Source organism: Pseudoxanthomonas sp. J31 (genome assembly GCF_000510725.1).
GTDB lineage: Bacteria > Pseudomonadota > Gammaproteobacteria > Xanthomonadales > Xanthomonadaceae > Pseudoxanthomonas.
The window spans coordinates 105,686-124,872 of sequence record NZ_KI783312.1 but is presented as its reverse complement, the minus strand read 5'-3'; the positions used below and the strand labels follow the sequence as shown (position 1 = coordinate 124,872).

Sequence of the window (19,187 nt, the reverse complement as noted above, 5' to 3'; positions counted from 1 at the left end):
TAGTCCTCCCATCCATGCGCCCATGAGCCGAACCTCGCGTCCGAATTCCCGTCCCCGCTGGCTGCCGTTGGCCGGCGGCGTGCTCGTCCTGGCCCTCCTCGGAGGCGCTGCCTGGTACTGGGGGGGCGCGAGCCGCGACGCCGAAGCGGCGTGGCGCACCGCGCCGGTGGAGCGCGGCAACATCCGCGTGGCCATCTCCTCAACCGGCACCCTCAGCGCCACCTCGACCGTGACCGTGGGCAGCCAGATTTCCGGCCAGGTGCTGGAGGTGCTGGTCGACTACAACGACCGGGTGACCGAGGGCCAGGTGCTGGCCCGGATCGACCCGAAGACCTACGAGGCGCAGATCGCCCAGGGCAATGCCCAGGTCGCCAGCGCCCAGGCCAGCCTGCGCCAGGCCCAGGCCGCCCTGGCCAACGCCGAGGCCGACTACCAGCGCAAGGCCGCCCTGGTCGAGCGCCAGCTGATCGCGCGCAGCGACGTGGACCTGGCCAAGGCGGCGCTGGACCAGGCCCGGGCCCAGGTCGCCTCGGCCCAGGCCCAGATCCGGCAGCAGGCCGCCTCCACCGAGACCACCCGGGTCAACCTGGAGCGCACCGTGATCCGCTCGCCGGTCAATGGCGTGGTCCTGACCCGCAGCATCGAGCCCGGCCAGACCGTGGCCGCCAGCCTGCAGGCCCCGGAGCTGTTCACCATCGCCGAGGACCTGTCGAAGATGAAGATCGAGCTGTCGGTGGACGAGGCCGACATCGGCCAGGTCAAGCCCGGCCAGCGCGTGAGCTTCACCGTCGACGCCTTCCCCGACCGCCAGTTCCGTGGCGAGGTGCAGCAGGTGCGCCTGGCGGCGACCACCAACAACAACGTGGTGACCTACCCGGTGGTGGTGAGCGTGGACAACAGCGACGGCACCCTGCTGCCGGGCCTGACCGTCAACGCCGAGATCGAAGTCAGCCGCCGCGACGACGTGCTCAAGGTGTCCAACGCCGCGCTGCGCTACAAGCCGGCCGACCAGCCCGCCGCCGCCGCGGCCCCGGGACGCGGCCCGCGCGGCGCCGGCATGCTCGAGGACCTGGCAGCGTTCGTGGCCGGCATGGACCTGGCCCCGGCGCAGAAGAGCGCGTTCGAGGCCGACCTGGCCGCCGCGCGCCAGCGCCAGGAGGAAATGCGCAAAGCGATGGAGGCCTCGCGCCAGGCCACGCCGCAGCAGCGCCCGGGCGCCGGCGGCCCGCCGATGATGATGATGGGCGGCGCCCGCCAGCAGCAGGCCAACGCCGGCGGGCAGATGCGCCAGCGCATGCTCGAGCGCTTCCAGCAGGATTTCGCCGGCTTCTTCGCCACCCTGCAGCCCGCCCAGCGCGAGGCCGTGGAACGCGAACTGGCCAACCTCGCCGGCGCGCGCCGCGCCACCGTGTACCGCCTGGAGGGCGGCAAGCCGGTGCCGGTGATGGTGCGCCTGGGCGCCAGCGACGGCAGCATCACCGAGATCTCAGGCAACGTCACGGAAGGCGACCTGCTGGTCACCGGCGAACGGGCGGCGGCGCGATGAACGCCGTGAGCGCGAGCGCGGCCGCCGCCCCGGCGGCCACGCCGGTGATCCAGACCCGGGGCCTGCGCAAGGTGTACTCGCCCGGCACCGAAGCCGAGGTCGCGGCCCTGCGCGACGTGGACCTGGTGGTGATGCCCGGCGAGTTCCTGGCGATCATGGGACCGTCGGGCTCGGGCAAGTCCACGCTGATGAACCTGATCGGCTGCCTGGACACGCCCAGCGGCGGCCAGTACCTGTGCGACGGGGTGGACGTGTCCACCCTGGACGCGGAGGAACTGGCGACCCTGCGCCGGGAGAAGATCGGCTTCGTGTTCCAGGGCTTCCACCTGCTGCCGCGCATGACCGCGCTGGAGAACGTGGCCATGCCGCTGGGCTATGCCCGCGTGCCTGTGGCCGAACGCCACGAGCGGGCGCGCGCGGCGCTCGAGGCGGTGGGCCTGGGTACGCGCGTGGACCATCGTCCCAACGAGTTGTCCGGCGGCCAGCAGCAGCGCGTGGCGATCGCCCGCGCGCTGATCAACAACCCGCCGCTGCTGCTGGCCGACGAGCCCACCGGCGCGCTGGACAGCCGCACCGGCGAGGAAATCCTGGCCCTGTTCAAGCGCCTGCGCGACGAAGGCCACACCGTGGTCCTGATCACCCACGACGCGCACGTCGCCCGCCATGCCGACCGCATCTGCGTGATGCGCGACGGCCAGCTGCACGAGGCCACGCACGAGGAGGTGGGCCCATGACCTTCATGGACATCCTGCGCACCGCGGTCTTCGCGCTGCGCGGCAACTGGATGCGCAGCGCGCTGACCTCGCTGGGCGTGATCATCGGCATCGCCGCGGTGATCGTGATGGTGTCGGTCGGGCAGGGCACCCAGGCGGAGATCGAGCGCCAGCTCGCCGGCCTGGGCGCGCAGAAGCTGGACATCGGCCCGCAGGTGCAGCGCGCCATGGGCGGCGTGCGCATGAGCGCCAGCAGCTTCTACACCCTCACCGAGGGCGATGCCGAGGCGATCCGCGAGGAGATCCCCGAGGTGCAGCTGGTCTCCGCCTCGCTGCGCGGCAGCAGCCAGATCGTGTACGCGGAGAACAACTGGTCCACCAGCTGGCAGGGCATCCAGCCGGACTTCCTGCAGATCAACGGCTGGCAGGTCGCCAGCGGCAGCGCGTTCGAGCCGCAGCACTTCAACGGCGACAAGGTGGTGCTGCTGGGCGAGACCGTGCGCCGCGAGCTGTTCGGCGCCGGCACCGGCATCGGCGAGACGGTGCGCATCGGCCGCACCAACTTCACCGTGGTCGGCACCCTCAGGCCCAAGGGCATGAGCGGCTTCGGCCGCGACCAGGACGACGTGGTGATGGTGCCGCTGGAGACCGCGCGCCGCCGCCTGATGGGCGCCATGGGCCTGCCGCCAGGCGCGGTGATGGACATCTCGCTGACCGTGGCCCATGCCGACGACCTGGCCTACGTGCAGGGCGAGGTGGAGTCGCTGCTGCGCCAGCGCCACCGCATCGACCCGGGCGCGGCCGACGACTTCCAGGTGCGCAACGTGTCGCAGCTGGTGGCCACCCGCAACGAGACCACCCGGCAGATGTCCTGGCTGCTTGGCGCGGTGGCGACGATCTCGCTGGTCGTCGGCGGCATCGGCATCATGAACATCATGCTGGTGTCGGTGACCGAGCGGATCAAGGAAATCGGCCTGCGCCTGGCGGTGGGCGCCGGTCCTTCGGACGTGCGCCGGCAGTTCCTGGCCGAGGCCATGCTGCTGTCGCTGGGCGGCGGCCTGCTGGGCATCCTGTTCGGCATCGCCGGCGCGTTGCTGGTCGGGCACTTCAACACCGACCTGCCGATCCAGCTCAACGGCAAGGTGATCACCCTGGCCGCGGCGTTCTCGGTGGCCACCGGGCTGTTCTTCGGCTACTACCCGGCACGCAAGGCCTCGCAGCTGGACCCGATCGAGGCGCTGCGGCAGTAACCCGGAACGCAGTCCACAGCCGGCCATCGCAGCGCGATGGCCGGCTTCTTCCGTGAGGCGACCGGCGGACGCCGGGGCAGGGGCACGCATCGGCATGCGGATGCGCGCCGGGCACCCCGGACGTGCGTGCGGCAGGTCCGCAGCCGATCGCGCACGCGGACGTGCCGGTCATCCGGACAGGGAAGGAATGGATCGATGGTTGCGTGCGCCGGGAGCCTGCGCGCCGCGCCGCCGTGGCGCCAACTGCCCGCTCAGCAGGTCACAGGCCCTGCTCGTAGCGCACGTAGGGGACGGTGCCTTCCTCGGCGTCGAGGTTGGACGGGGCGAACGGGTTCTTGCCGCGGGTGACCACGTTCTCGGCGCCGACGGTGAGCTGGCCGCTCCATGGCGTGCGCCAGGTCAGGCCCAGGCCCAGGCCTTCCCACTTGTTGCCCGGCTGGCCGTTGACCTCGACCACGCGGCCGATGATGTTGGCGCTGAACGGGCCGTAGCCGCCGCCCACGCTCAGCGACTTGCTGTCCCAGCGATGGGCCAGGCCCGGCGCTTCGGTTACCGGTACCAGACGCGCGCGCGCATAAGTGCCGGCGATGGAGACGTAGGCCTCGCTGCCGATGTCCTTCTGGCCGAACACCTGCAGGTCGTTCTGCTCGAGCTTGCCGGCACCGGCCAGCGGGGTGCCGGAGGCTTCGGCCGACAGCCAGCCCGGCAGGGAGGCATCGCGCACGGTCCCGGCGGCCACGCCGAGGCGGTTGCCCTGGCGGCCGACGCTGGCGCTGGCCGACAGGCGGCGGCCACTGGCCTCGTGGTCGTTGCCCAGGGAGGCCAGCAGGCAGCTGCTGGCGAGGCTGTTCACGCTGGTGCCGCTGGTATTGCTGCACAGCAGGCCCAGCGAGTCGCCGGCGCCGAGGCCGAAGGCCGCGTCCAGCGACTCGCTGCCGAAGCGCCAGGTCGAACCCGGCGAACCGGGGCGGTTGCCACGCGCCGGCTCCAGCAGCAGCAGGGCCTCGACCTTGCCGCTGCCCTTGTTCCACACCGGCAGCACGGCCTGCTCGGAACCCGCCCGCACCTGGCCATGCGCGCCCGCCGCCGCGATCAGCGCGGACAGGGCAAGGGCCAGCAGGGGCGGACGGCGCAGGGACATGGCTTCCTTTCAGACCAGCGGACGGCACGGGAGTTCCCGTGCGGTCAGAGCCTGCATCGTATGGGCTTTACGAATGATTAACAAGCGCCGTTCCTCCCCGTGGACAGCCAGCTCGTCGGTGGAGCGGCGCCATGCCCTTACTGCAGGCGCTCCGGCGCCGGTGCGTTGGGCTGCGCCGGCGACCCAAACAATACCCCAATCCGGTCCAGGGGGAAGTGGTACTCGCGGCCGCAGAATTCGCAGCGGACGTCGACCTGGCCGGTGGCCGCGGCGGCCGCCCGGAACTCCTCCTCGCCCAGGCTGCGCAGCATGCCCTCCACCCGCTCCACCGAGCAGGAGCAGCCGAAGGCGACCGCGTGCTCCTCCAGCAGCTGGGGGTCTTCCTCGTGGAACAGGCGGTGCACCAGCAGCCGCGGCGGGGTCGCCAGCAGCTCGGCCTCGCCCAGGGTCTCGAACAGGGCGCCGACGCGGTTCCAGGCGTCGGCGTCGCCTTCCTCGCCGGGCAGCTTCTGCAGCATCAGGCCGGCGGCGTGCTCGCCGTCGGCGGCCAGCAGCAGGCGGGTGGGCAGCTGCTCGGACTGGCGGAAGTAGTCCTCGAAGGCCTCGGCCAGGGACTCGGCGCCGCCCAGGGCCACCAGGCTCTGGTAGCGCAGCGGTTCGCGCGGGTCCAGCCCGGGGTTCTCCACGGTGACTGCCAGCAGCGCGTCCTCGCCCAGCTGCGAGGGCGCGCGCGGGGCGTCGGCCCCATCCTCCAGGCGGGCGATGCCGCGCACGGTGCCGGCGGCGGTGCACTCGGCGAACAGTGAGCGCAGCGGGCCGCTGGCGCGCAGCTGCACCGACAGCCGGCCGTCGACCTTCACATGGCTGGTGAACAGCGCCGCGGCGGCCACCGCCTCGCCCAGCAGCGCGGTGGCGCCGGACGGGTAGGCGGCATGGGACAGCAGTTCGCGCCAGCTGCCGGCCAGGCGCACGTAGACGCCGCGAACGCCGGCGGCCGGCAGGAGGAAGCGGCCGCGCAGGTCGCCGGCGGCGGGGACGGGGGAGGGGCTGTTGGTATCCATCGCCACACAATGCGGCCGGCGGCCGCGGTTTCCAAGCGGTGCTGGACGCTCACGCCGGAGCCGCTACCATCGCGCCGCGCATCCACCGCGTCACCGGAACCGCCGCCATCGCCGAGCCCGCCTCCAATCCGCCCCGCCGCAGGCGCCGTCGCTGGCTGCGCGTGCTGCTGTGGCTGCCGGTGCTGTTCGTGGCCGCGACCACGGCCCAGGTGGCGCTGCTGCGCTTCATCGACCCGCCGGCCTCGGCCTTCATGCTGGCCCGCCAGGCCGAGGCCTGGCGCGCGGGCGAACGGGACTTCCGGGTGGCCTACGACTGGCGCGACCTGGAGCACATCGCCCCGGCGCTGCCGATGTCGGTGATCGCGGCCGAGGACCAGAACTTCGCCCGCCACCGGGGCTTCGACCTGGACGCGATCGAGAAGGCGATGGAGAACAACGCGCGCGGCCGCCGGGTGCGCGGCGCCAGCACCATCAGCCAGCAGGTGGCCAAGAACCTGTTCCTGTGGCAGGGCCGCAGCTGGGTGCGCAAGGGCCTGGAGGCCTGGTACACGGTGCTGATCGAGGCGCTGTGGCCCAAGCGCCGGATCCTGGAGGTCTACGTCAACATCGCCGAGTTCGGCGATGGCATCTACGGCGCCCAGGCCGCCGCGCGCAGCTACTGGCGCAAGGACGCCTCGCGCCTGTCGCCAGGCGAGTGCGCGCGCCTGGCCGCGGTGCTGCCCTCGCCGCGCCGCTACAACGCCGTGCGCCCCGGCCCCTACGTGCAGCGGCGCGCGGCGTGGATCCAGCGCCAGGTGCGCCAGCTCGGCGGCCCCGCCTACCTGGAACGGCTGGACTGAGCCACGCCGCGCGGGCCTGTACGATGGGCAGGATGGACAACCAGCGGCATGACCTGTTGACCGTGGTGGTGGCGTGCTTCAACGAAGCCGACTCGCTGCCGTTGCTGCACCCGCGCATCCGCCGTGCCCTGGACGGGCTGGAGGGCGTGGCCAGCCGCATCCTGTACGTGGACGACGGCAGCCGCGACGCCACCTGGCAGCGGCTGCAGGAGATCGCCGCCGCCGACCCGGAGGTGGCGCTGCTGCGGCTGTCGCGCAACTTCGGCAAGGAGATCGCGCTGACCGCCGGGCTGGACCAGGTCACCGAGGGCGCGGCCATGATCCTCGACGCCGACGGCCAGGATCCGCCGGAGCTGATCCCCGAGTTCGTCGCGCGCTGGCGCGAGGGCTACGACGACGTCTACGGCACCCGGGTCGCGCGCGAGGGCGACAGCTGGCTGCGGCGCGGCACCGCCGCCGCGTTCTACCGCGTGATCGGGCGCCTGTCGCACACCCCGGTGCCGGCCGACACCGGCGACTATCGCCTGCTGTCGCCGCGCGTGCTGGCCGCGCTGCGCCAGCTGCGCGAACGCCACCGCTTCATGAAGGGGCTGTTCGGCTGGGTCGGCTATCGCCGCGTGGCCCTGCCGTACCGGCGCGGCGCGCGCGTGGCCGGGCGCAGCAAGTTCGGGCTGTGGCGGCTGTGGAACTTCGCCCTGGAAGGCATCACCAGCTTCTCCACCGCGCCGCTGCGGATCGCCACCTACCTGGGCCTGCTCACCGCGCTGGTGGCGTTCTTCGCCGGGATCGTGGTGGTGTTCAAGACCCTGGTGTGGGGCGACCGGGTGGCCGGCTGGCCGACGATGATGGTGGTGATCCTGTTCCTCGGCGGCGTGCAGCTGATCGCGCTGGGCACCATCGGCGAGTACCTGGGCCGGCTGTACGAGGAGGCCAAGCAACGGCCGCTGTACCTGGTCGACGCCTGGCACGCGCCGGCGGGAGTATCCTCGGCCCCACAGTCCGCGGACGGAGGCGCCCATGCGCACGGTACGTCAACTGCTGGCGGAGAAGCCGGCTGAGGTATTCGCCGTAACCCCCGACGCGCCGGTGATCGAGGCGGTGCGGCTGATGGCGGAGAAGTCGATCGGCGCGGTGCTGGTGATGCGTGGCGACGAGCTGGCCGGGATCCTTTCCGAGCGCGACTACGCGCGCAAGATCGTGCTGCAGGGCCGTTCCTCGGCCGATACCCCGGTCAGCGCGATCATGACCGGCGACGTGGTCACGGTCAGGCCCGACACCCCGGTGCCGGCCTGCATGCAGCTGGTTACCGAGCGCCGCATCCGCCATCTGCCGGTGGTCGAGCAGGGCCGGGTGACCGGGGTGATCTCGATCGGCGACCTGGTCAAGGCGGTGATCGCCGACCAGCAGGTCGAACTGGAGCAGCTGCAGCGCTACATCGCAGGCTGAGCGCGCGGCTTCAGCGCGCGTACTTGCCGCCGCAGTCGCTGTCCTCGCCCGGGCCGGTCTCGAAGGTCGCCAGCAGCGCGGCCGGCGGGGTGATGCTGCCCAGCGCCAGGGCGATCGCGCCGCGCACGCCCAGCGCCTTCATGTCCGGGCGGAAGGAGGGATCCTTGAGCGTGCCGCCCAGCCGCAGCGGCGAGCGCAGGCTGAGGATGCTGCGGTCCTTGGGGCGCGGGCGCAGCAGCAGGTCCAGGCTTTCGTCCTTCAGGCTGATCGTGCCCTCGCCGACGATGATCGTGTCGGTGCTGTCGAACGCCAGCGCGCGCGAGGTCATCAGCCCGTCGTCCACGGCGAAGTCGGCGAAGGCGCAGCGGATCGGCACCTGGCGGTCGTCGGTGAGCAGGAACTTAAGCGATTCGGCGATGTCCAGCCCGGCCAGTTCCATCACCAGGTTGCTGACCCGGCCGCGGCCCATGCCCACGGCGACGTCGCCGTCCGCTTGCGCCAGCAGCGCAGCCACCGAGTTGCCGGCGCCGGCCAGCCGCACCTCGCCGCCGATGCGCCCGGCCGTGCCTTGCGCCAGTTCGGCATTGGCGAACAGCTTCGGCAGTTCCAGCCCGCGCAGGCTGGTCTGGAGGCGGGTGCGGATCGGTGCCTTGCGCGCGTCCATGCGGATGTCCGCGCGCACCTTGCCGCCGGCCACGCCGAAATCCAGCGGCTGCAGCCGCAACAGGCCGCCCTGCAGCACCAGGTGCGCGTCCATGTCCTCGATCATCGGCAGGCTGGGGGCGTGGATTGCCTGCGCGCGCCAGCGCACGTCCGCGTCCATGGCGTTGAGCTTGGCCAGGTCGTAGGGCTTGTCGGGGAACAGGCGCGGGCTGGCGGCGCGGCGTGCGGCTTCGGCCGCCTGCTCGGGGTTGGCGGTCTCGTCGCCGCCCGCGGACGGCGGCGCGCCGAGGAAGCCGGCCAGGTCGTCGAAATCAAGCTTGCGCGAGAGCAGCTGCGCGGTGAACAGCGGGCGCTCGCCGGAGGCGTCGATCCGCACGTCGCCGGACAGGTCGCTGTCGCCTACCGTGCCCTTGAAGCCCTCGTAGCGCCACAGCTCGCCGTCGCGGCGCAGGCGACCGTCCAGTGCGTACGGCGGCGAGGGCGGCAGGGCCAGGCCCAGCAGCGGGTACAGTTCCTCCAGGTCGGCGCCGGAGAGCTTCATGCGCAGGTCGAACGTACGGAAGCGGAACGGGTTGGTGAGCGTGCCGCTGGCACTGGCCCGGGTGCGGCCGGCGCGGGCGTCCAGGTCGATCCGGTAGGGGGTGTCGCTGTCGGCCAGTTCCAGCGGCGAGGCGGCCTGGCCCTGCAGCCGGAACGCGGCGCCGCGCCAGTGGCCCTTGCCGGCGACCGCGACCGGCGCCTGGCCGCGGTCGCCGCCTTCAACGCTGTCCAGGGTGATGTCGATGTCCGTGCGCGCGGCCGCGTCGGCAAAGCGCAGGCGGCCGTCCTCGATCCACAGCCGCTCCAGCCGCCAGCGCGGATCCGGATCGGGTTCGTCGTCGCCGTCGCCGAGCTCCCAGTTGCCGCCTTCGCCGTCCGGATCCGTTTCCAGCAGGATGTCCGGGCGCACCGCCCGGATCTCCTTCATCCGCAGGCGCAGCGCCAGCAGCGGCCAGGGCGCGATGTCGACTTCCACCCGTTCGGCCGCGGCCATGCGCGGCTGCTTGGACCAGGCCGCGTTGGACAGGCTCAGCCGGTCGGCGGAAACGGTGATGGTGCGGCCCAGGTCCACGTCCAGGTCGCCGCCGATGCGGAACTCGCGTCCGGTCGCCGCGCCCACCGCGCGCTCGAGCGGGCGCTTGAACCAGTTCCAGTCGAACAGCAGCACCAGCACCAGCAATGCCAGTGCCAGCGCGCCCAGCACGTAGCCGGCCGTGCGCGAGGGCCGCCAGCGGCGCAGGCGGGCGAAGCGCGACGGTGGGGGAGGCGCGCGTTCCATGCGGCCAGTATCGGCGCGCGCCGTGCACGGCACGCGAACGCGGGGGCCGCGCGGGACCTCAGAGCGCGTGCAGGCGCGGCGACAGCACCTGGGCGCTGACGGCGACGAAGTGGCAGACGCTGCCGGCGATCACGAACAGGTGCCAGATCGCATGCGAGTAGGGGATCGACTCGCGGTGGTAGAAGACCGTGCCCAGGGTGTAGGCGACGCCGCCGCCCAGCAGCCAGCCCAGGGTCCAGCCGTCGAGCGAGGACAGCATCGGCTTGGCCGCCACGACCACCAGCCAGCCCATGGCGATGTAGATCGCGGTGGACAGGCGCTTGAAGCGGCCGGTGAAGAACAGCTTGAACACCACCCCGGCCACGGCCAGGGTCCAGATCGCGGCGAACAGGCTCCAGCCCCACGGGCCGCGCAGCCCGATCAGGGTGAAGGGCGTGTAGGTGCCGGCAATCAGCAGGTAGATCGCGCAGTGGTCGAACACCTTCAGCCGGCCCTTGGCCACCGGGTGCTGGATCGCGTGGTAGAGGGTGGAGGCGGTGTACAGCAGCAGCAGCGCCAACCCGAACACGATCGCGCTGGCCAGCTGCCAGCCGTCGCCGTAGATTGCCGCCAGCGTGATCAGCACCGCGCCGGCGGCCAGGGCCGCGGCGGCGCCGAGCCCGTGGGTCAGCGCATTGGCGATCTCGTCGCGCAGCGACGTCGCGTCCTGGTTGGAGTCTGGCGCAGGCGAAGGGGCGACCGGCATGGCGCGCACGTTATAGCAAACGCAGCGCGTTTTGCACCCGTACGGTAAGGCGCGCCATCGAACGGCGGCCGGGAAGGCCGGCCGCCGTTGCCGTGGTCAGTCCACGCTCACGCTGTGCGCATGCTCGCGGGTGGCCAGGAAGCGCACCGAGGGCGCGCGTTCCTGCGCCAGCTGCAGGTTGACCCGGGTCGGGGCCAGGTAGACCAGCTCGCCGGCCGCGTCGATCGCCAGATTCATGGCGTTCTTCTCGCGGAACTCCTCCAGCTTCTTCGCGTCGTCGCACTGGATCCAGCGCGCGGTGGCCACGCCGACCTGCTCGAAGCTGGCGTCCACGCCGTACTCGTCCTTGAGGCGGTAGGCGACCACGTCGAACTGCAGCACGCCGACCGCGCCGAGGATCAGGTCGTTGCTCATCAGCGGACGGAAGAACTGGGTCGCGCCTTCCTCGGAAAGCTGGGCCAGGCCCTTCTGCAGCTGCTTGAGCTTGAGCGGGTCCTTCAGCCGCGCGCGGCGGAACAGCTCCGGGGCGAAGTTGGGGATGCCGGTGAACGACAGCGCCTCGCCCTCGGTGAAGGTGTCGCCGATGGAGATGGTGCCGTGGTTGTGGATGCCGATCACGTCGCCCGGCCAGGCCTCGGCGGCGATCTCGCGGTCGGAGGCCATGAAGGTCAGGGCGTTGGCCAGCTTCACTTCCTTGCCGCTGCGCACGTGGAAGGCCTTCATGCCGGCGGTGAAGCGGCCCGAGCACACGCGCATGAACGCGACGCGGTCGCGGTGCTGCGGGTCCATGTTGGCCTGGATCTTGAACACGAAGCCGGTCAGCTTCTCCTCCTGCGGGGCGACCTCGCGGCCGGTGGTGGCGCGCGGCTGCGGCGGCGGCGCGTGCTCGACGAAGAAGTCCAGCAGCGGCTGCACGCCGAAGTTGTTCACGCCCGAGCCGAAGAACACCGGGGTCTGTTCGCCGCGCAGGTACTTGTCCTTGTCGAACGGATCGGCCGCGCCCTGCACCAGCTCCAGCTCCTCGCGCAGGCTGGCGAGCATGTCCGCGCCGATCTTCTCCTCCAGGCCCGGTGCATCCAGCGACGGGAAGATGGTGGAGTCCTGGCGGGTGAAGTTGCGGCCCGGCTCGTACAGGTGGACCTCGCCGCTGACGAGGTGGACCACGCCCTTCAGGCGCTGGCCCATGCCGATCGGCCAGGTCACCGGCGCGCACTTGATGCCCAGCACGGTCTCGATCTCGTCGAGCAGCTCGATCGGGTCCTTGCCCTCGCGGTCGAGCTTGTTGACGAAGGTCATGATCGGCGTGTCGCGCAGGCGGCACACCTCCATCAGCTTGATCGTGCGTTCCTCCACGCCCTTGGCCACGTCGATCACCATCAGCGCCGAGTCCACCGCGGTGAGCACGCGGTAGGTGTCCTCGCCGAAGTCGGCGTGGCCGGGGGTGTCGAGCAGGTTGACGATGCGGCCCTCGTAGGGGAACTGCATCACCGAGGAGGTCACCGAGATGCCGCGCTCCTTCTCCAGCGCCATCCAGTCGGAGGTGGCGTGGCGGGCGGCCTTGCGGCCCTTGACCGAGCCGGCCATCTGGATCGCGCCCCCGAACAGCAGCAGCTTTTCGGTCAGCGTGGTCTTGCCGGCGTCGGGGTGCGAAATGATCGCGAAGGTGCGCCGGCGCGCGGCTTCGGTTGGGACATCGGACATGGGGGATGGCGCCGGGAGGCGCAGGGTCGGGCAGGAAGCCGGCAATTATACGGGCCGCCGCCGTCGCGGGCCGGGCGTCGCCGCCAGGCACGCGCGGACGGGTTCAGTTGCCCAGCCAGGGATGCGGCAGGGCGCGCAGGCGGCGGATGCCGAGCGCCTGCAGGACCAGGCCGGCGACCAGCGCGGCGGCGCAGAGCGGCGGTAGCCAGCGGATCGGCCCGGCCACCTCGTTGGCCACCAGCATGACCGGCTCGCCGAGGAGCAGCAGGATCGACAGCACCAGGACCGACCAGCGGCCGGCGTGGCTGTGCAGCGCCACCAGGGTCCAGCCCCATCGCCCACGGCGGCATGCTGGCCCACAGCAACCCGGTCGCCACGCCGATCGCCAGGATCGACGCGGCCATCGCGAAGCCGCCGCCGCTTGCCAGCGCCAGCACCGCGGCCGGCGGCAGCACTGCCAGCGCCATCATGGCCACGCCGGTGGCGATCGCATGGCGCAGCGCGTGCGGCAGGCGCAGCCGCGACGCCGCCACGGCCTGGGCGACCAGGCGGCCGCCGGCCAGGAACGACCAGAACGCGGTCAGGCACGCGGCCAGCATGACGGGCACCAGGAGCGCCCGGGGCGAGGGATCGCCCAGCAGCGCCAGCACCAGGCCGATGGCGCTGGCCGCGGCGATGATGGCCCAGGTCCAGCCGCCGGTGGCCACGGCGCTGCGCATCGGGCCGGGCACGCGCAAGACGGTGCGGGGGGTGATCGGGGCGGCGCTCATCCGGCCACCTCGATGAACAGGTCTTCCAGGCCCAGGCGGTCGACGCGCACGCCTTCCACCAGCAGCAGGTCCTGCCAGCCCTTGCGGCCGGCCACGACCAGCTGCAGCTCGCCGCCGGCGGTCTGGCGGCGCACCAGCTCGCCCGGGAGCGCGGCCGGCACGCGTGCGGCCGCGGCGGCCGGCACGTGGATGCGCACGACTTCGTCCTTGACCTCGTCCAGGGCGCGGTCGAGCAGCAGCCGGCCCTCCTGCAGGAAGGCCACCCGCGAGGCGACGCGTTCCAGGTCGCTGACGATGTGGCTGGAGAACAGCACCGTGGTGCCCGAGTCCATGGCCTGGGTCACCAGCTCGCGCAGCAGTTCGCGGCGCGCCCCCGGGTCCAGCGCCGAGGCCGGCTCTTCCAGCACCAGCAGCCACGGGCGCGGGGCCAGGGCACGCGCCATCGCCAGGCGCTGCGCCTGGCCGGGCGAGAGCTTGCCGATCGGCCGCGACGGGTCGATGTCCCAGCGGCGCAACAGGCCCGCGGCGTGCGCCGGATCCCAGTCCGGATACAGCTGCGACAGGTAGTCGAACAGCTGCCCGACCTTCATCCACGAGAACGCCTGCGGCTGCTGCGGCACGTAGCCCAGGCGCGCCTTGCGCACCTCGTCCAGGGCCAGCGCCGGGGCACCCATCACCCGCGCCTCGCCGGCCTGCGGCCGCAGCAGGCCCAGCAGGCAGCCGATCAGGCTGCTCTTGCCGGCGCCGTTGCGGCCGACCAGGGCCAGCACCTCGCCCTGCGGTACGTCCAGTTCGATCCCGCGCAGTACCTCGTGGCAGCCATAGGCCAGGTGGATGCCACGCGCGGAGAGCGGCATTCCGGTGTCCAGTACGGGTGCGGGCACGGCCAGGGCATTCATGCGTCGTCCTCTTCCAGGAGTTGGCGCAACCGCGCGAGCACACGGTCGACGGGGAGTTCCAGTTCTCGGCTGTGGCGGGCGGCCTCGCGCAGGGCGGGCTCGAGCTGCTGCATGCGTGCGGCCACGCTCCCGATGGGGCGGGCACCGTGGGCCACGACCATGCCCTTCCCGCGCAGGCGCTCCAGCACGCCTTCGGCCTCGAGCTGGCTGTAGGCGCGGGAGACCGTCATCGGGTTGATGGCATGGACCGCGGCGACCTCGCGCACGGAGGGCAGGGCATCGCCCGGGCGCAGGTGGCCGGCGCTGGCGAGGCGCCGGATCTGCTCGGCGATCTGCCGGTAGATCGGGTCCGGCAGCCCCGGGTTGATGTGCAGCGAGGAGGCATCCATGTGTATCAATGCAACAATACACGTGGCCCGTGTCAAGCCATGCAACGCGCGGTGGGCTCGATGGGGGATGCAGTGGGGCCGGGCAGGGCCCGCGCCGGATCAGTGGCCGTCGCTATCGGCGTCGCGGGCGAAACGCAGTTCCGAGGGGCCGGCGAACATGCGGAACGGCACCGATTCCAGGCGCATGCCGCGGTTGACCTGTACCGCGAAGTGCAGGTGCGGGGCGGTGCTGAAACCGGTATTGCCCGACAGGGCGATGCGCTGGCCCTGGCGCACCCGCTGCCCGACCCGCACCAGCACCCCGTCGGCCTTGAGGTGGGCATACAGGGCCATGCTCCCGTCCGCATGCAGGATGCGCACGTAGTTGGCGCGGCCGCCGTAGCGCCCGAGGTCCAGGCCGGTGCCGGCATGGTCCGATTCGACCTGCATCACCACGCCCTCGCGCGCGGCCAGCACCGGGGTGCCCTCGGGCATGGCGAAATCCACCGCGTAGCGGTTCTGCGCGTCGGCATGGCTGAAGCTGCCGCCGAAACCCTGGTCCACCCGCACCCGCGGGTGCTCGAACGGCAGGCGGTATTCGTAGTCCAGCGGGCGTGCGCGCGGGTCGCCCGGCATCTGTTCCAGTACCACGTCGAAGCTGCCGCCGTGGCGCGGGTCGCTGGCATAGAGGCGGGCGACCACCGCTTCGGCATGCGCCGGCACCACCGTGCGCACGGGCATCGCCGGCGCGCTGGTGACGTTCTCGCCCTCGCGCAGGCGCAACACCACCTCCACCGGTCCGGGCAGGCGGTTGCCGGCGCGCACCTCGTGGTGGCTGCCGCGGTCGACCAGACGCAGCTGCACCGGCGGGCCGTCCTCGCCGCGGTAGCGCGGCCCGGCCTCGTTGGCGGCGGCGTCGGCAGGCGGAACCTCGCGGTAATGTCCGGCGCCGCCCTGGTCGCCGCGCCAGAAGCGTGAAGCCCCGGCGGGGCTGGCGCCCAGGGCCAGGCCGGCCAGCACCAGCAACAGCCAGCGCCGTGCGCGTAGCCGCCTCACCGGCCGCCTCCGGCGTGCCGGCCGGCGAGCTGCGGGAGGAGCGGGGCGGGGCGGGCCGGGGGCATGGGCGTGATTATCCGCACGCTTCCGACGCGACGCGCAATTAGTTTCATCTCTGCATCAAGATGAAGCGATTGACACACCCGGGAGGGGGTGGCAATCTGGCCGCGCCATCGAGACCGGCGGAGGGACAGGCCCTTTGATGCCGGGGCAGCCAGCGGACGCGCAAGCGTTGCGCAACGGTGCCAAATCCTGCGGGGACCTCCGCGTCCACCGGAAGATGGTTCGAACGTGCCGCCAGGCATGTCGAACGCGGGCCGCGCAGGCTCGGTGGCGTGACCTTTCCCGGATCCGCCACGCCCGTGAACACCGCCTCCGCCGCCACCCGCGAACCTCCCTGTACCACCGCCCAGCGCGGCGAGATCGCCGTGGCCCTGCCGATGCGCCATGCCGGCGTGCAGGCGGTGGCGCTGCGCTACGAGCTGCAGGGACCGGCCGACGCACCGGTGGTGCTGGTGGCCGGTGGCATTTCCGCGCACCGCCATGTCTCGGCCAGCGCGCAGTTCCCGGAGAAGGGCTGGGCCAACGAGCTGGTGGCGCCGGGTCGCACCCTGGACCCGGCGCGCTTCCGCGTGCTGGCGTTCGATTACGTCGCCGCCGACGGCCGCCTGGACGTGCCGGTGGACACCGCCGACCAGGCCGATGCCGCGGCGTTGCTGCTGGACGCGCTGGAGATCGGGCGGCTGCACGCATTCGTCGGTTATTCCTACGGGGCGATGGTCGGCCTGCAGTTCGGCGCGCGGCATCCTGCGCGCCTGCGCCACCTGGTGGCGGTCAGCGGCGTGCACCGCCCGCATCCGTACGCCTGTGCCTGGCGCGCGCTGCAGCGGCGCGCGGTGGCGCTGGGCCAGCTGCAGTGCGCCGATGCCGCCGGCCTGGCCCTGGCGCGGCAGTTCGCCATGCTCAGCTACCGCACGCCGGAGGAGTTCGGCGAACGCTTCGACAGTGCGCCGGAAATCGTCAACGGCCGCGTGCGCTGCGCCGCCGAGGACTACCTCGATGCCGCCGGCGCGCAGTACGTGGCGCGTACCCCGGTCACCGCCTTCCTGCGCCTGTCCGAGTCCATCGACCTGCACCGGATCGATCCGGCCGCGGTGCAGGTGCCGGTCACCGTGGTCGCCGTGGAAGGCGACCGCCTGGTGCCGCTGACCGATTCGGTGAACCTGGTCGAGGGCCTGGCCGGGCGCGGCCAGCTGCGCGTGCTGCGCTCGCCGTACGGGCACGACGCCTTCCTCAAGGAAACCGACCGCATCGACCTCATTCTCGCCGCCGTCCTGCGCGGCACCGGAGCCGCCGCATGAGCACCCAGTCCTTCCCCGCCCCTTCCTCCCCCTGTCGTCCGGCCACCACCGCGGTGCGCGCCGGCATCGACCGCGACACCGCCTACGGCGCGGTGACCCCGCCGATCGTGCTGTCGAGCAACTTCAGCTTCGACGGCTTCGGCAACAAGCGCCAGTACGACTACACCCGCAGCGGCAATCCGACCCGCGACCTGCTGGCCGAGGCCCTGTCCGAACTGGAAGGCGGCACCGGCGGCGTGGTCACCGCCACCGGCATGGGCGCGATCTGCCTGGTGCTGCACGCGCTGCTGCAGCCGGGCGACCGCCTGGTGGTGCCGCACGACGCCTACGGCGGCAGCTGGCGCCTGTTCAACGCGCTGGCCGCCAAGGGCCATTTCGAGCTGGTCACCGCCGACCTCACCGATCCGTGCTCGCTGGCCGATGCGCTGGCGACCTCGCCGAAGCTGGTGCTGGTGGAGACCCCGTCCAATCCGCTGCTGCGCATCACCGACCTGCGCCTGGTGATCGACGCCGCGCACCGCGCCGGCGCGCGGGTGGTGGTCGACAACACCTTCCTGTCGCCGGCGCTGCAGAAGCCGCTGGCGCTGGGCGCGGACCTGGTGCTGCATTCGACCACCAAGTACGTCAACGGCCACAGCGACGTGGTCGGCGGCGCGGTGGTGGCGGCCGATGCGGAAACCCACCAGCAGCTGGTGTGGTGGGCCAATGCGCTGGGCCTGACCGGCTCGCCGTTCGACAGCTTCCTGACCCTGCGCGGCCTGCGCACGCTCGATGCGCGCATGCGCGTGCACCAGGAGAACGCGGCGGCGATCGTCGCCCTGCTGGACGGGCATCCGGCGGTGGAGAAGGTGTACTTCCCGGGCCTGGCCTCGCATCCGGGCCATGCCGTGGCCGCGCGCCAGCAGGCCGGCTTCGGCGCGATGCTCAGCTTCGAGCTGCGCGGCGGCGAGCCGGCGGTGCGTGCCTTCGTCGACAGCCTGCGCTGGTTCACCCTGGCCGAATCGCTGGGCGGGGTGGAGAGCCTGGTCGCGCATCCGGCCTCCATGACCCATGCGGCGATGACGCCCGAGGCGCGCGCCAAGGCCGGCATCTCCGACGGCCTGCTGCGGCTGTCGGTGGGCATCGAGGCCGAGGCCGACCTGGTTGCCGACGTGGCCGCCGCGCTGGCCGCGGCCGAGGCCGCGATCCCGGCGCAGCCGGAACGGGCCAGCGCATGAGCGCGCTGGCCGGTCCTGGCCTGCAGCCGCCGCGTCCGCGCGCCGCGCCTGCCACGCGGCGCCTGGCACTGCTGGGCACCGGCGCGGTCGGCAGCGCCTTCGTGGCCCGTTACCGGTTGCTGCAGCAGCGCGGCCTGGCGCTGCCGCCAGTGGCGTGGCTGGCGAATTCGCGCGCGGTGCTGAAGGCCGGGCGCGACCTGGAGGCTGCGCTGGCGGTGGCCAATGCCGCGCCGCCGCGCGCGGCCGAACTGCAGGGCTGGGCCGAGGCGGAGGCCCTGCGTCCCGGCGACGTGCTGGTCGACGCCACCGCCAGCGAGCTGGTGGCCAACTGGCATCCGGAGTGGCTGGCGCGCGGGGTCAACGTGGTCACCGCCAACAAGCTGGGCCATGGTGGCCTGCTGGCGCGCTCGCAGGCGATCTGCGAGGCGCAGGCGCGCACCGGTGCCAGCTACGGCGATAGCGCCACGGTCGGCGCCGGGCTGCCACTGCTGCGCAGCCTGCGCGGGCTGGTGGCCGGCGGCGACCATATCCATGCGGTGGAAGGCGTGCTGTCCGGCTCGCTGGCCTGGCTGTTCAACCGTTACGACGGCAGCCGGCCGTTCTCGGCGCTGGTGGCCGAGGCCGCCAGCGCCGGCTACACCGAGCCGGATCCGCGCGTGGACCTGTCCGGCGAGGACGTGCGCCGCAAGCTGCTGATCCTGGCGCGCGCCGCCGGCCTGGCGCTGGAGGTGCGCCAGGTGCAGGTGGAATCGCTGGTGCCGCCGGCGCTGGCGCAGTTGCCGGCCGATGCGGTGGCCGCGGCGCTGCCGCAGCTGGACGCGGCGCTGGCCGCGCGCCTGCAGCAGGCGCGCGCGCAGGGCGGGGTGCTGCGTTTCGTCGGCCGCTTCGACGCCGACGGCGCCCAGGCTTCGCTGCAGGTGTTGCCGGCCGCACATCCGCTGGCCGCCGGTGCCGGCACCGACAACCGCGTGGCGATCCGTTCGGACCGCTACCGTGAGCAGCCGCTGCTGATCCAGGGCCCGGGTGCGGGCGCGGAGATCACCGCGGCGGCGCTGCTGGACGACGTGCTGCGCATCGCCGCCTGAGCCGCCGC

The 19,187-nt window shown here is 72.5% G+C and carries 19 protein-coding genes and 1 riboswitch; of the genes, 10 read left to right on the top strand and 9 right to left on the bottom strand.

Going from position 1 to position 19,187, the window contains the following annotated elements; genetic code table 11:
• Positions 1 to 22: 22 nt before the first annotated feature.
• Genes PSEJ31_RS0114760 through PSEJ31_RS0114750 form a run of 3 tightly spaced genes read left to right on the top strand, consistent with a single transcriptional unit; the run spans position 23 to position 3,509 of the window.
• Positions 23 to 1,546 (top strand): efflux RND transporter periplasmic adaptor subunit, encoded by a 1,524-nt coding sequence (locus tag PSEJ31_RS0114760; RefSeq protein ID WP_028915897.1) that lies wholly within the window; start codon positions 23 to 25, stop codon positions 1,544 to 1,546.
• Positions 1,543 to 2,280 carry an ABC transporter ATP-binding protein gene (locus PSEJ31_RS0114755; RefSeq protein WP_028915896.1) on the top strand — a complete coding sequence of 246 codons (738 nt, stop codon included), beginning with the start codon at positions 1,543 to 1,545 and terminating at the stop codon, positions 2,278 to 2,280. The genes PSEJ31_RS0114760 and PSEJ31_RS0114755 overlap by 4 nt, the downstream gene beginning before the upstream one ends.
• Positions 2,277 to 3,509 carry an ABC transporter permease gene (locus tag PSEJ31_RS0114750; protein WP_019399821.1) on the top strand — a complete coding sequence of 411 codons (1,233 nt, stop codon included), beginning with the start codon at positions 2,277 to 2,279 and terminating at the stop codon, positions 3,507 to 3,509. The genes PSEJ31_RS0114755 and PSEJ31_RS0114750 overlap by 4 nt, the downstream gene beginning before the upstream one ends.
• A 259-nt stretch (positions 3,510 to 3,768) precedes the next feature.
• On the opposite strand, the gene PSEJ31_RS0114745 is transcribed toward PSEJ31_RS0114750, so the two are convergent.
• Both PSEJ31_RS0114745 and PSEJ31_RS0114740 read right to left on the bottom strand, forming a co-directional pair.
• Positions 3,769 to 4,650 (bottom strand): hypothetical protein, encoded by an 882-nt coding sequence (locus tag PSEJ31_RS0114745; protein WP_019399822.1) that lies wholly within the window; start codon positions 4,648 to 4,650, stop codon positions 3,769 to 3,771.
• 137 nt (positions 4,651 to 4,787) lie between these two features.
• A complete protein-coding gene (locus PSEJ31_RS0114740; protein ID WP_019399823.1) occupies positions 4,788 to 5,711 on the bottom strand; it encodes an Hsp33 family molecular chaperone HslO in 924 nt (307 codons plus the stop codon).
• A gap of 107 nt (positions 5,712 to 5,818) precedes the next feature.
• Between PSEJ31_RS0114740 and mtgA the strand changes: the two genes are divergently transcribed.
• Genes mtgA through PSEJ31_RS0114725 form a run of 3 tightly spaced genes read left to right on the top strand, consistent with a single transcriptional unit; the run spans position 5,819 to position 7,996 of the window.
• The gene (gene mtgA, locus PSEJ31_RS0114735; protein WP_026010770.1) at positions 5,819 to 6,550 is read left to right on the top strand and encodes a monofunctional biosynthetic peptidoglycan transglycosylase; all 732 of its coding nucleotides are present in this window, start codon (positions 5,819 to 5,821) and stop codon (positions 6,548 to 6,550) included.
• A 32-nt stretch (positions 6,551 to 6,582) separates the two neighbouring features.
• Positions 6,583 to 7,608: a glycosyltransferase family 2 protein gene (locus PSEJ31_RS0114730; RefSeq protein WP_028915895.1), complete on the top strand. Its 1,026-nt coding sequence runs from the start codon at positions 6,583 to 6,585 to the stop codon at positions 7,606 to 7,608.
• On the top strand, positions 7,568 to 7,996 hold the full coding sequence (locus PSEJ31_RS0114725) for a CBS domain-containing protein (RefSeq protein ID WP_028915894.1): 429 nt from the start codon (positions 7,568 to 7,570) through the stop codon (positions 7,994 to 7,996). The genes PSEJ31_RS0114730 and PSEJ31_RS0114725 overlap by 41 nt, the downstream gene beginning before the upstream one ends.
• A 10-nt stretch (positions 7,997 to 8,006) precedes the next feature.
• Here the strand turns inward: PSEJ31_RS0114725 and PSEJ31_RS0114720 are convergent, their stop codons facing one another.
• The 4 genes from PSEJ31_RS0114720 to PSEJ31_RS0114705 form a co-directional block, all read right to left on the bottom strand.
• Entirely contained in the window at positions 8,007 to 9,977 is a 1,971-nt protein-coding gene (locus PSEJ31_RS0114720; protein WP_028915893.1) for an AsmA family protein, read from the bottom strand.
• Positions 9,978 to 10,035: 58 nt separating this feature from the next.
• Complete coding sequence (locus PSEJ31_RS0114715) at positions 10,036 to 10,722, bottom strand: hemolysin III family protein (protein WP_037035345.1); 687 nt, start codon at positions 10,720 to 10,722, stop codon at positions 10,036 to 10,038.
• Positions 10,723 to 10,818: 96 nt separating this feature from the next.
• Positions 10,819 to 12,423 (bottom strand): peptide chain release factor 3, encoded by a 1,605-nt coding sequence (locus PSEJ31_RS0114710; protein ID WP_028915891.1) that lies wholly within the window; start codon positions 12,421 to 12,423, stop codon positions 10,819 to 10,821.
• Between the two features lie 103 nt (positions 12,424 to 12,526).
• On the bottom strand, positions 12,527 to 12,742 hold the full coding sequence (locus PSEJ31_RS0114705; RefSeq protein WP_028915890.1) for a hypothetical protein: 216 nt from the start codon (positions 12,740 to 12,742) through the stop codon (positions 12,527 to 12,529).
• Between the two features lie 29 nt (positions 12,743 to 12,771).
• Here PSEJ31_RS0114705 and PSEJ31_RS0114700 point away from each other — a divergent pair, with 29 nt between their 5' ends.
• Complete coding sequence (locus PSEJ31_RS0114700; protein WP_028915889.1) at positions 12,772 to 13,209, top strand: hypothetical protein; 438 nt, start codon at positions 12,772 to 12,774, stop codon at positions 13,207 to 13,209.
• Here PSEJ31_RS0114700 and PSEJ31_RS0114695 read toward each other — a convergent pair.
• The 3 genes from PSEJ31_RS0114695 to PSEJ31_RS0114685 all read right to left on the bottom strand — a co-directional run bounded on the left by PSEJ31_RS0114695 (position 13,190) and on the right by PSEJ31_RS0114685 (position 15,516).
• Positions 13,190 to 14,092, bottom strand: coding sequence for an ABC transporter ATP-binding protein (locus PSEJ31_RS0114695; RefSeq protein WP_028915888.1), 903 nt, complete (start codon positions 14,090 to 14,092; stop codon positions 13,190 to 13,192). The two genes, PSEJ31_RS0114700 and PSEJ31_RS0114695, sit on opposite strands and share 20 nt — an antisense overlap.
• A complete protein-coding gene (locus tag PSEJ31_RS0114690; protein WP_019399831.1) occupies positions 14,089 to 14,481 on the bottom strand; it encodes a GntR family transcriptional regulator in 393 nt (130 codons plus the stop codon). The genes PSEJ31_RS0114695 and PSEJ31_RS0114690 overlap by 4 nt, the downstream gene beginning before the upstream one ends.
• Before the next feature lie 99 nt (positions 14,482 to 14,580).
• A complete protein-coding gene (locus PSEJ31_RS0114685) occupies positions 14,581 to 15,516 on the bottom strand; it encodes a M23 family metallopeptidase (protein WP_232211036.1) in 936 nt (311 codons plus the stop codon).
• Between the two features lie 167 nt (positions 15,517 to 15,683).
• Positions 15,684 to 15,803, top strand: a riboswitch (SAM riboswitch).
• Positions 15,804 to 15,878: 75 nt separating this feature from the next.
• Here PSEJ31_RS0114685 and PSEJ31_RS0114680 point away from each other — a divergent pair.
• The 3 genes from PSEJ31_RS0114680 to PSEJ31_RS0114670 are packed head-to-tail and all read left to right on the top strand — an operon-like array spanning position 15,879 to position 19,179.
• A complete protein-coding gene (locus PSEJ31_RS0114680) occupies positions 15,879 to 16,877 on the top strand; it encodes a homoserine O-succinyltransferase (RefSeq protein ID WP_019399833.1) in 999 nt (332 codons plus the stop codon).
• Entirely contained in the window at positions 16,874 to 18,094 is a 1,221-nt protein-coding gene (locus PSEJ31_RS0114675; protein ID WP_028915886.1) for an O-succinylhomoserine (thiol)-lyase, read from the top strand. Before PSEJ31_RS0114680 ends, PSEJ31_RS0114675 begins: the two co-directional genes overlap by 4 nt.
• A complete protein-coding gene (locus PSEJ31_RS0114670; RefSeq protein ID WP_028915885.1) occupies positions 18,091 to 19,179 on the top strand; it encodes a homoserine dehydrogenase in 1,089 nt (362 codons plus the stop codon). The genes PSEJ31_RS0114675 and PSEJ31_RS0114670 overlap by 4 nt, the downstream gene beginning before the upstream one ends.
• Positions 19,180 to 19,187 lie beyond the last annotated feature (8 nt).

Bases quoted from the DNA above. Each gene is read 5' to 3' on its own strand.
- PSEJ31_RS0114725 (WP_028915894.1), top strand. From the start codon at position 7,568: ATGCGCACGGTACGTCAACTGCTGGCGGAGAAGCCGGCTGAGGTATTC.
- PSEJ31_RS0114720 (WP_028915893.1), bottom strand. From the start codon at position 9,977: ATGGAACGCGCGCCTCCCCCACCGTCGCGCTTCGCCCGCCTGCGCCGC.
- PSEJ31_RS0114675 (WP_028915886.1), top strand. From the start codon at position 16,874: ATGAGCACCCAGTCCTTCCCCGCCCCTTCCTCCCCCTGTCGTCCGGCC.
- PSEJ31_RS0114715 (WP_037035345.1), bottom strand. From the start codon at position 10,722: ATGCCGGTCGCCCCTTCGCCTGCGCCAGACTCCAACCAGGACGCGACG.
- PSEJ31_RS0114710 (WP_028915891.1), bottom strand. From the start codon at position 12,423: ATGTCCGATGTCCCAACCGAAGCCGCGCGCCGGCGCACCTTCGCGATC.
- PSEJ31_RS0114745 (WP_019399822.1), bottom strand. From the start codon at position 4,650: ATGTCCCTGCGCCGTCCGCCCCTGCTGGCCCTTGCCCTGTCCGCGCTG.
- PSEJ31_RS0114740 (WP_019399823.1), bottom strand. From the start codon at position 5,711: ATGGATACCAACAGCCCCTCCCCCGTCCCCGCCGCCGGCGACCTGCGC.
- PSEJ31_RS0114690 (WP_019399831.1), bottom strand. From the start codon at position 14,481: ATGGATGCCTCCTCGCTGCACATCAACCCGGGGCTGCCGGACCCGATC.
- PSEJ31_RS0114755 (WP_028915896.1), top strand. From the start codon at position 1,543: ATGAACGCCGTGAGCGCGAGCGCGGCCGCCGCCCCGGCGGCCACGCCG.
- PSEJ31_RS0114700 (WP_028915889.1), top strand. From the start codon at position 12,772: ATGCTGGCCCACAGCAACCCGGTCGCCACGCCGATCGCCAGGATCGAC.
- PSEJ31_RS0114730 (WP_028915895.1), top strand. From the start codon at position 6,583: ATGGACAACCAGCGGCATGACCTGTTGACCGTGGTGGTGGCGTGCTTC.
- PSEJ31_RS0114695 (WP_028915888.1), bottom strand. From the start codon at position 14,092: ATGAATGCCCTGGCCGTGCCCGCACCCGTACTGGACACCGGAATGCCG.
- PSEJ31_RS0114670 (WP_028915885.1), top strand. From the start codon at position 18,091: ATGAGCGCGCTGGCCGGTCCTGGCCTGCAGCCGCCGCGTCCGCGCGCC.
- PSEJ31_RS0114760 (WP_028915897.1), top strand. From the start codon at position 23: ATGAGCCGAACCTCGCGTCCGAATTCCCGTCCCCGCTGGCTGCCGTTG.
- PSEJ31_RS0114750 (WP_019399821.1), top strand. From the start codon at position 2,277: ATGACCTTCATGGACATCCTGCGCACCGCGGTCTTCGCGCTGCGCGGC.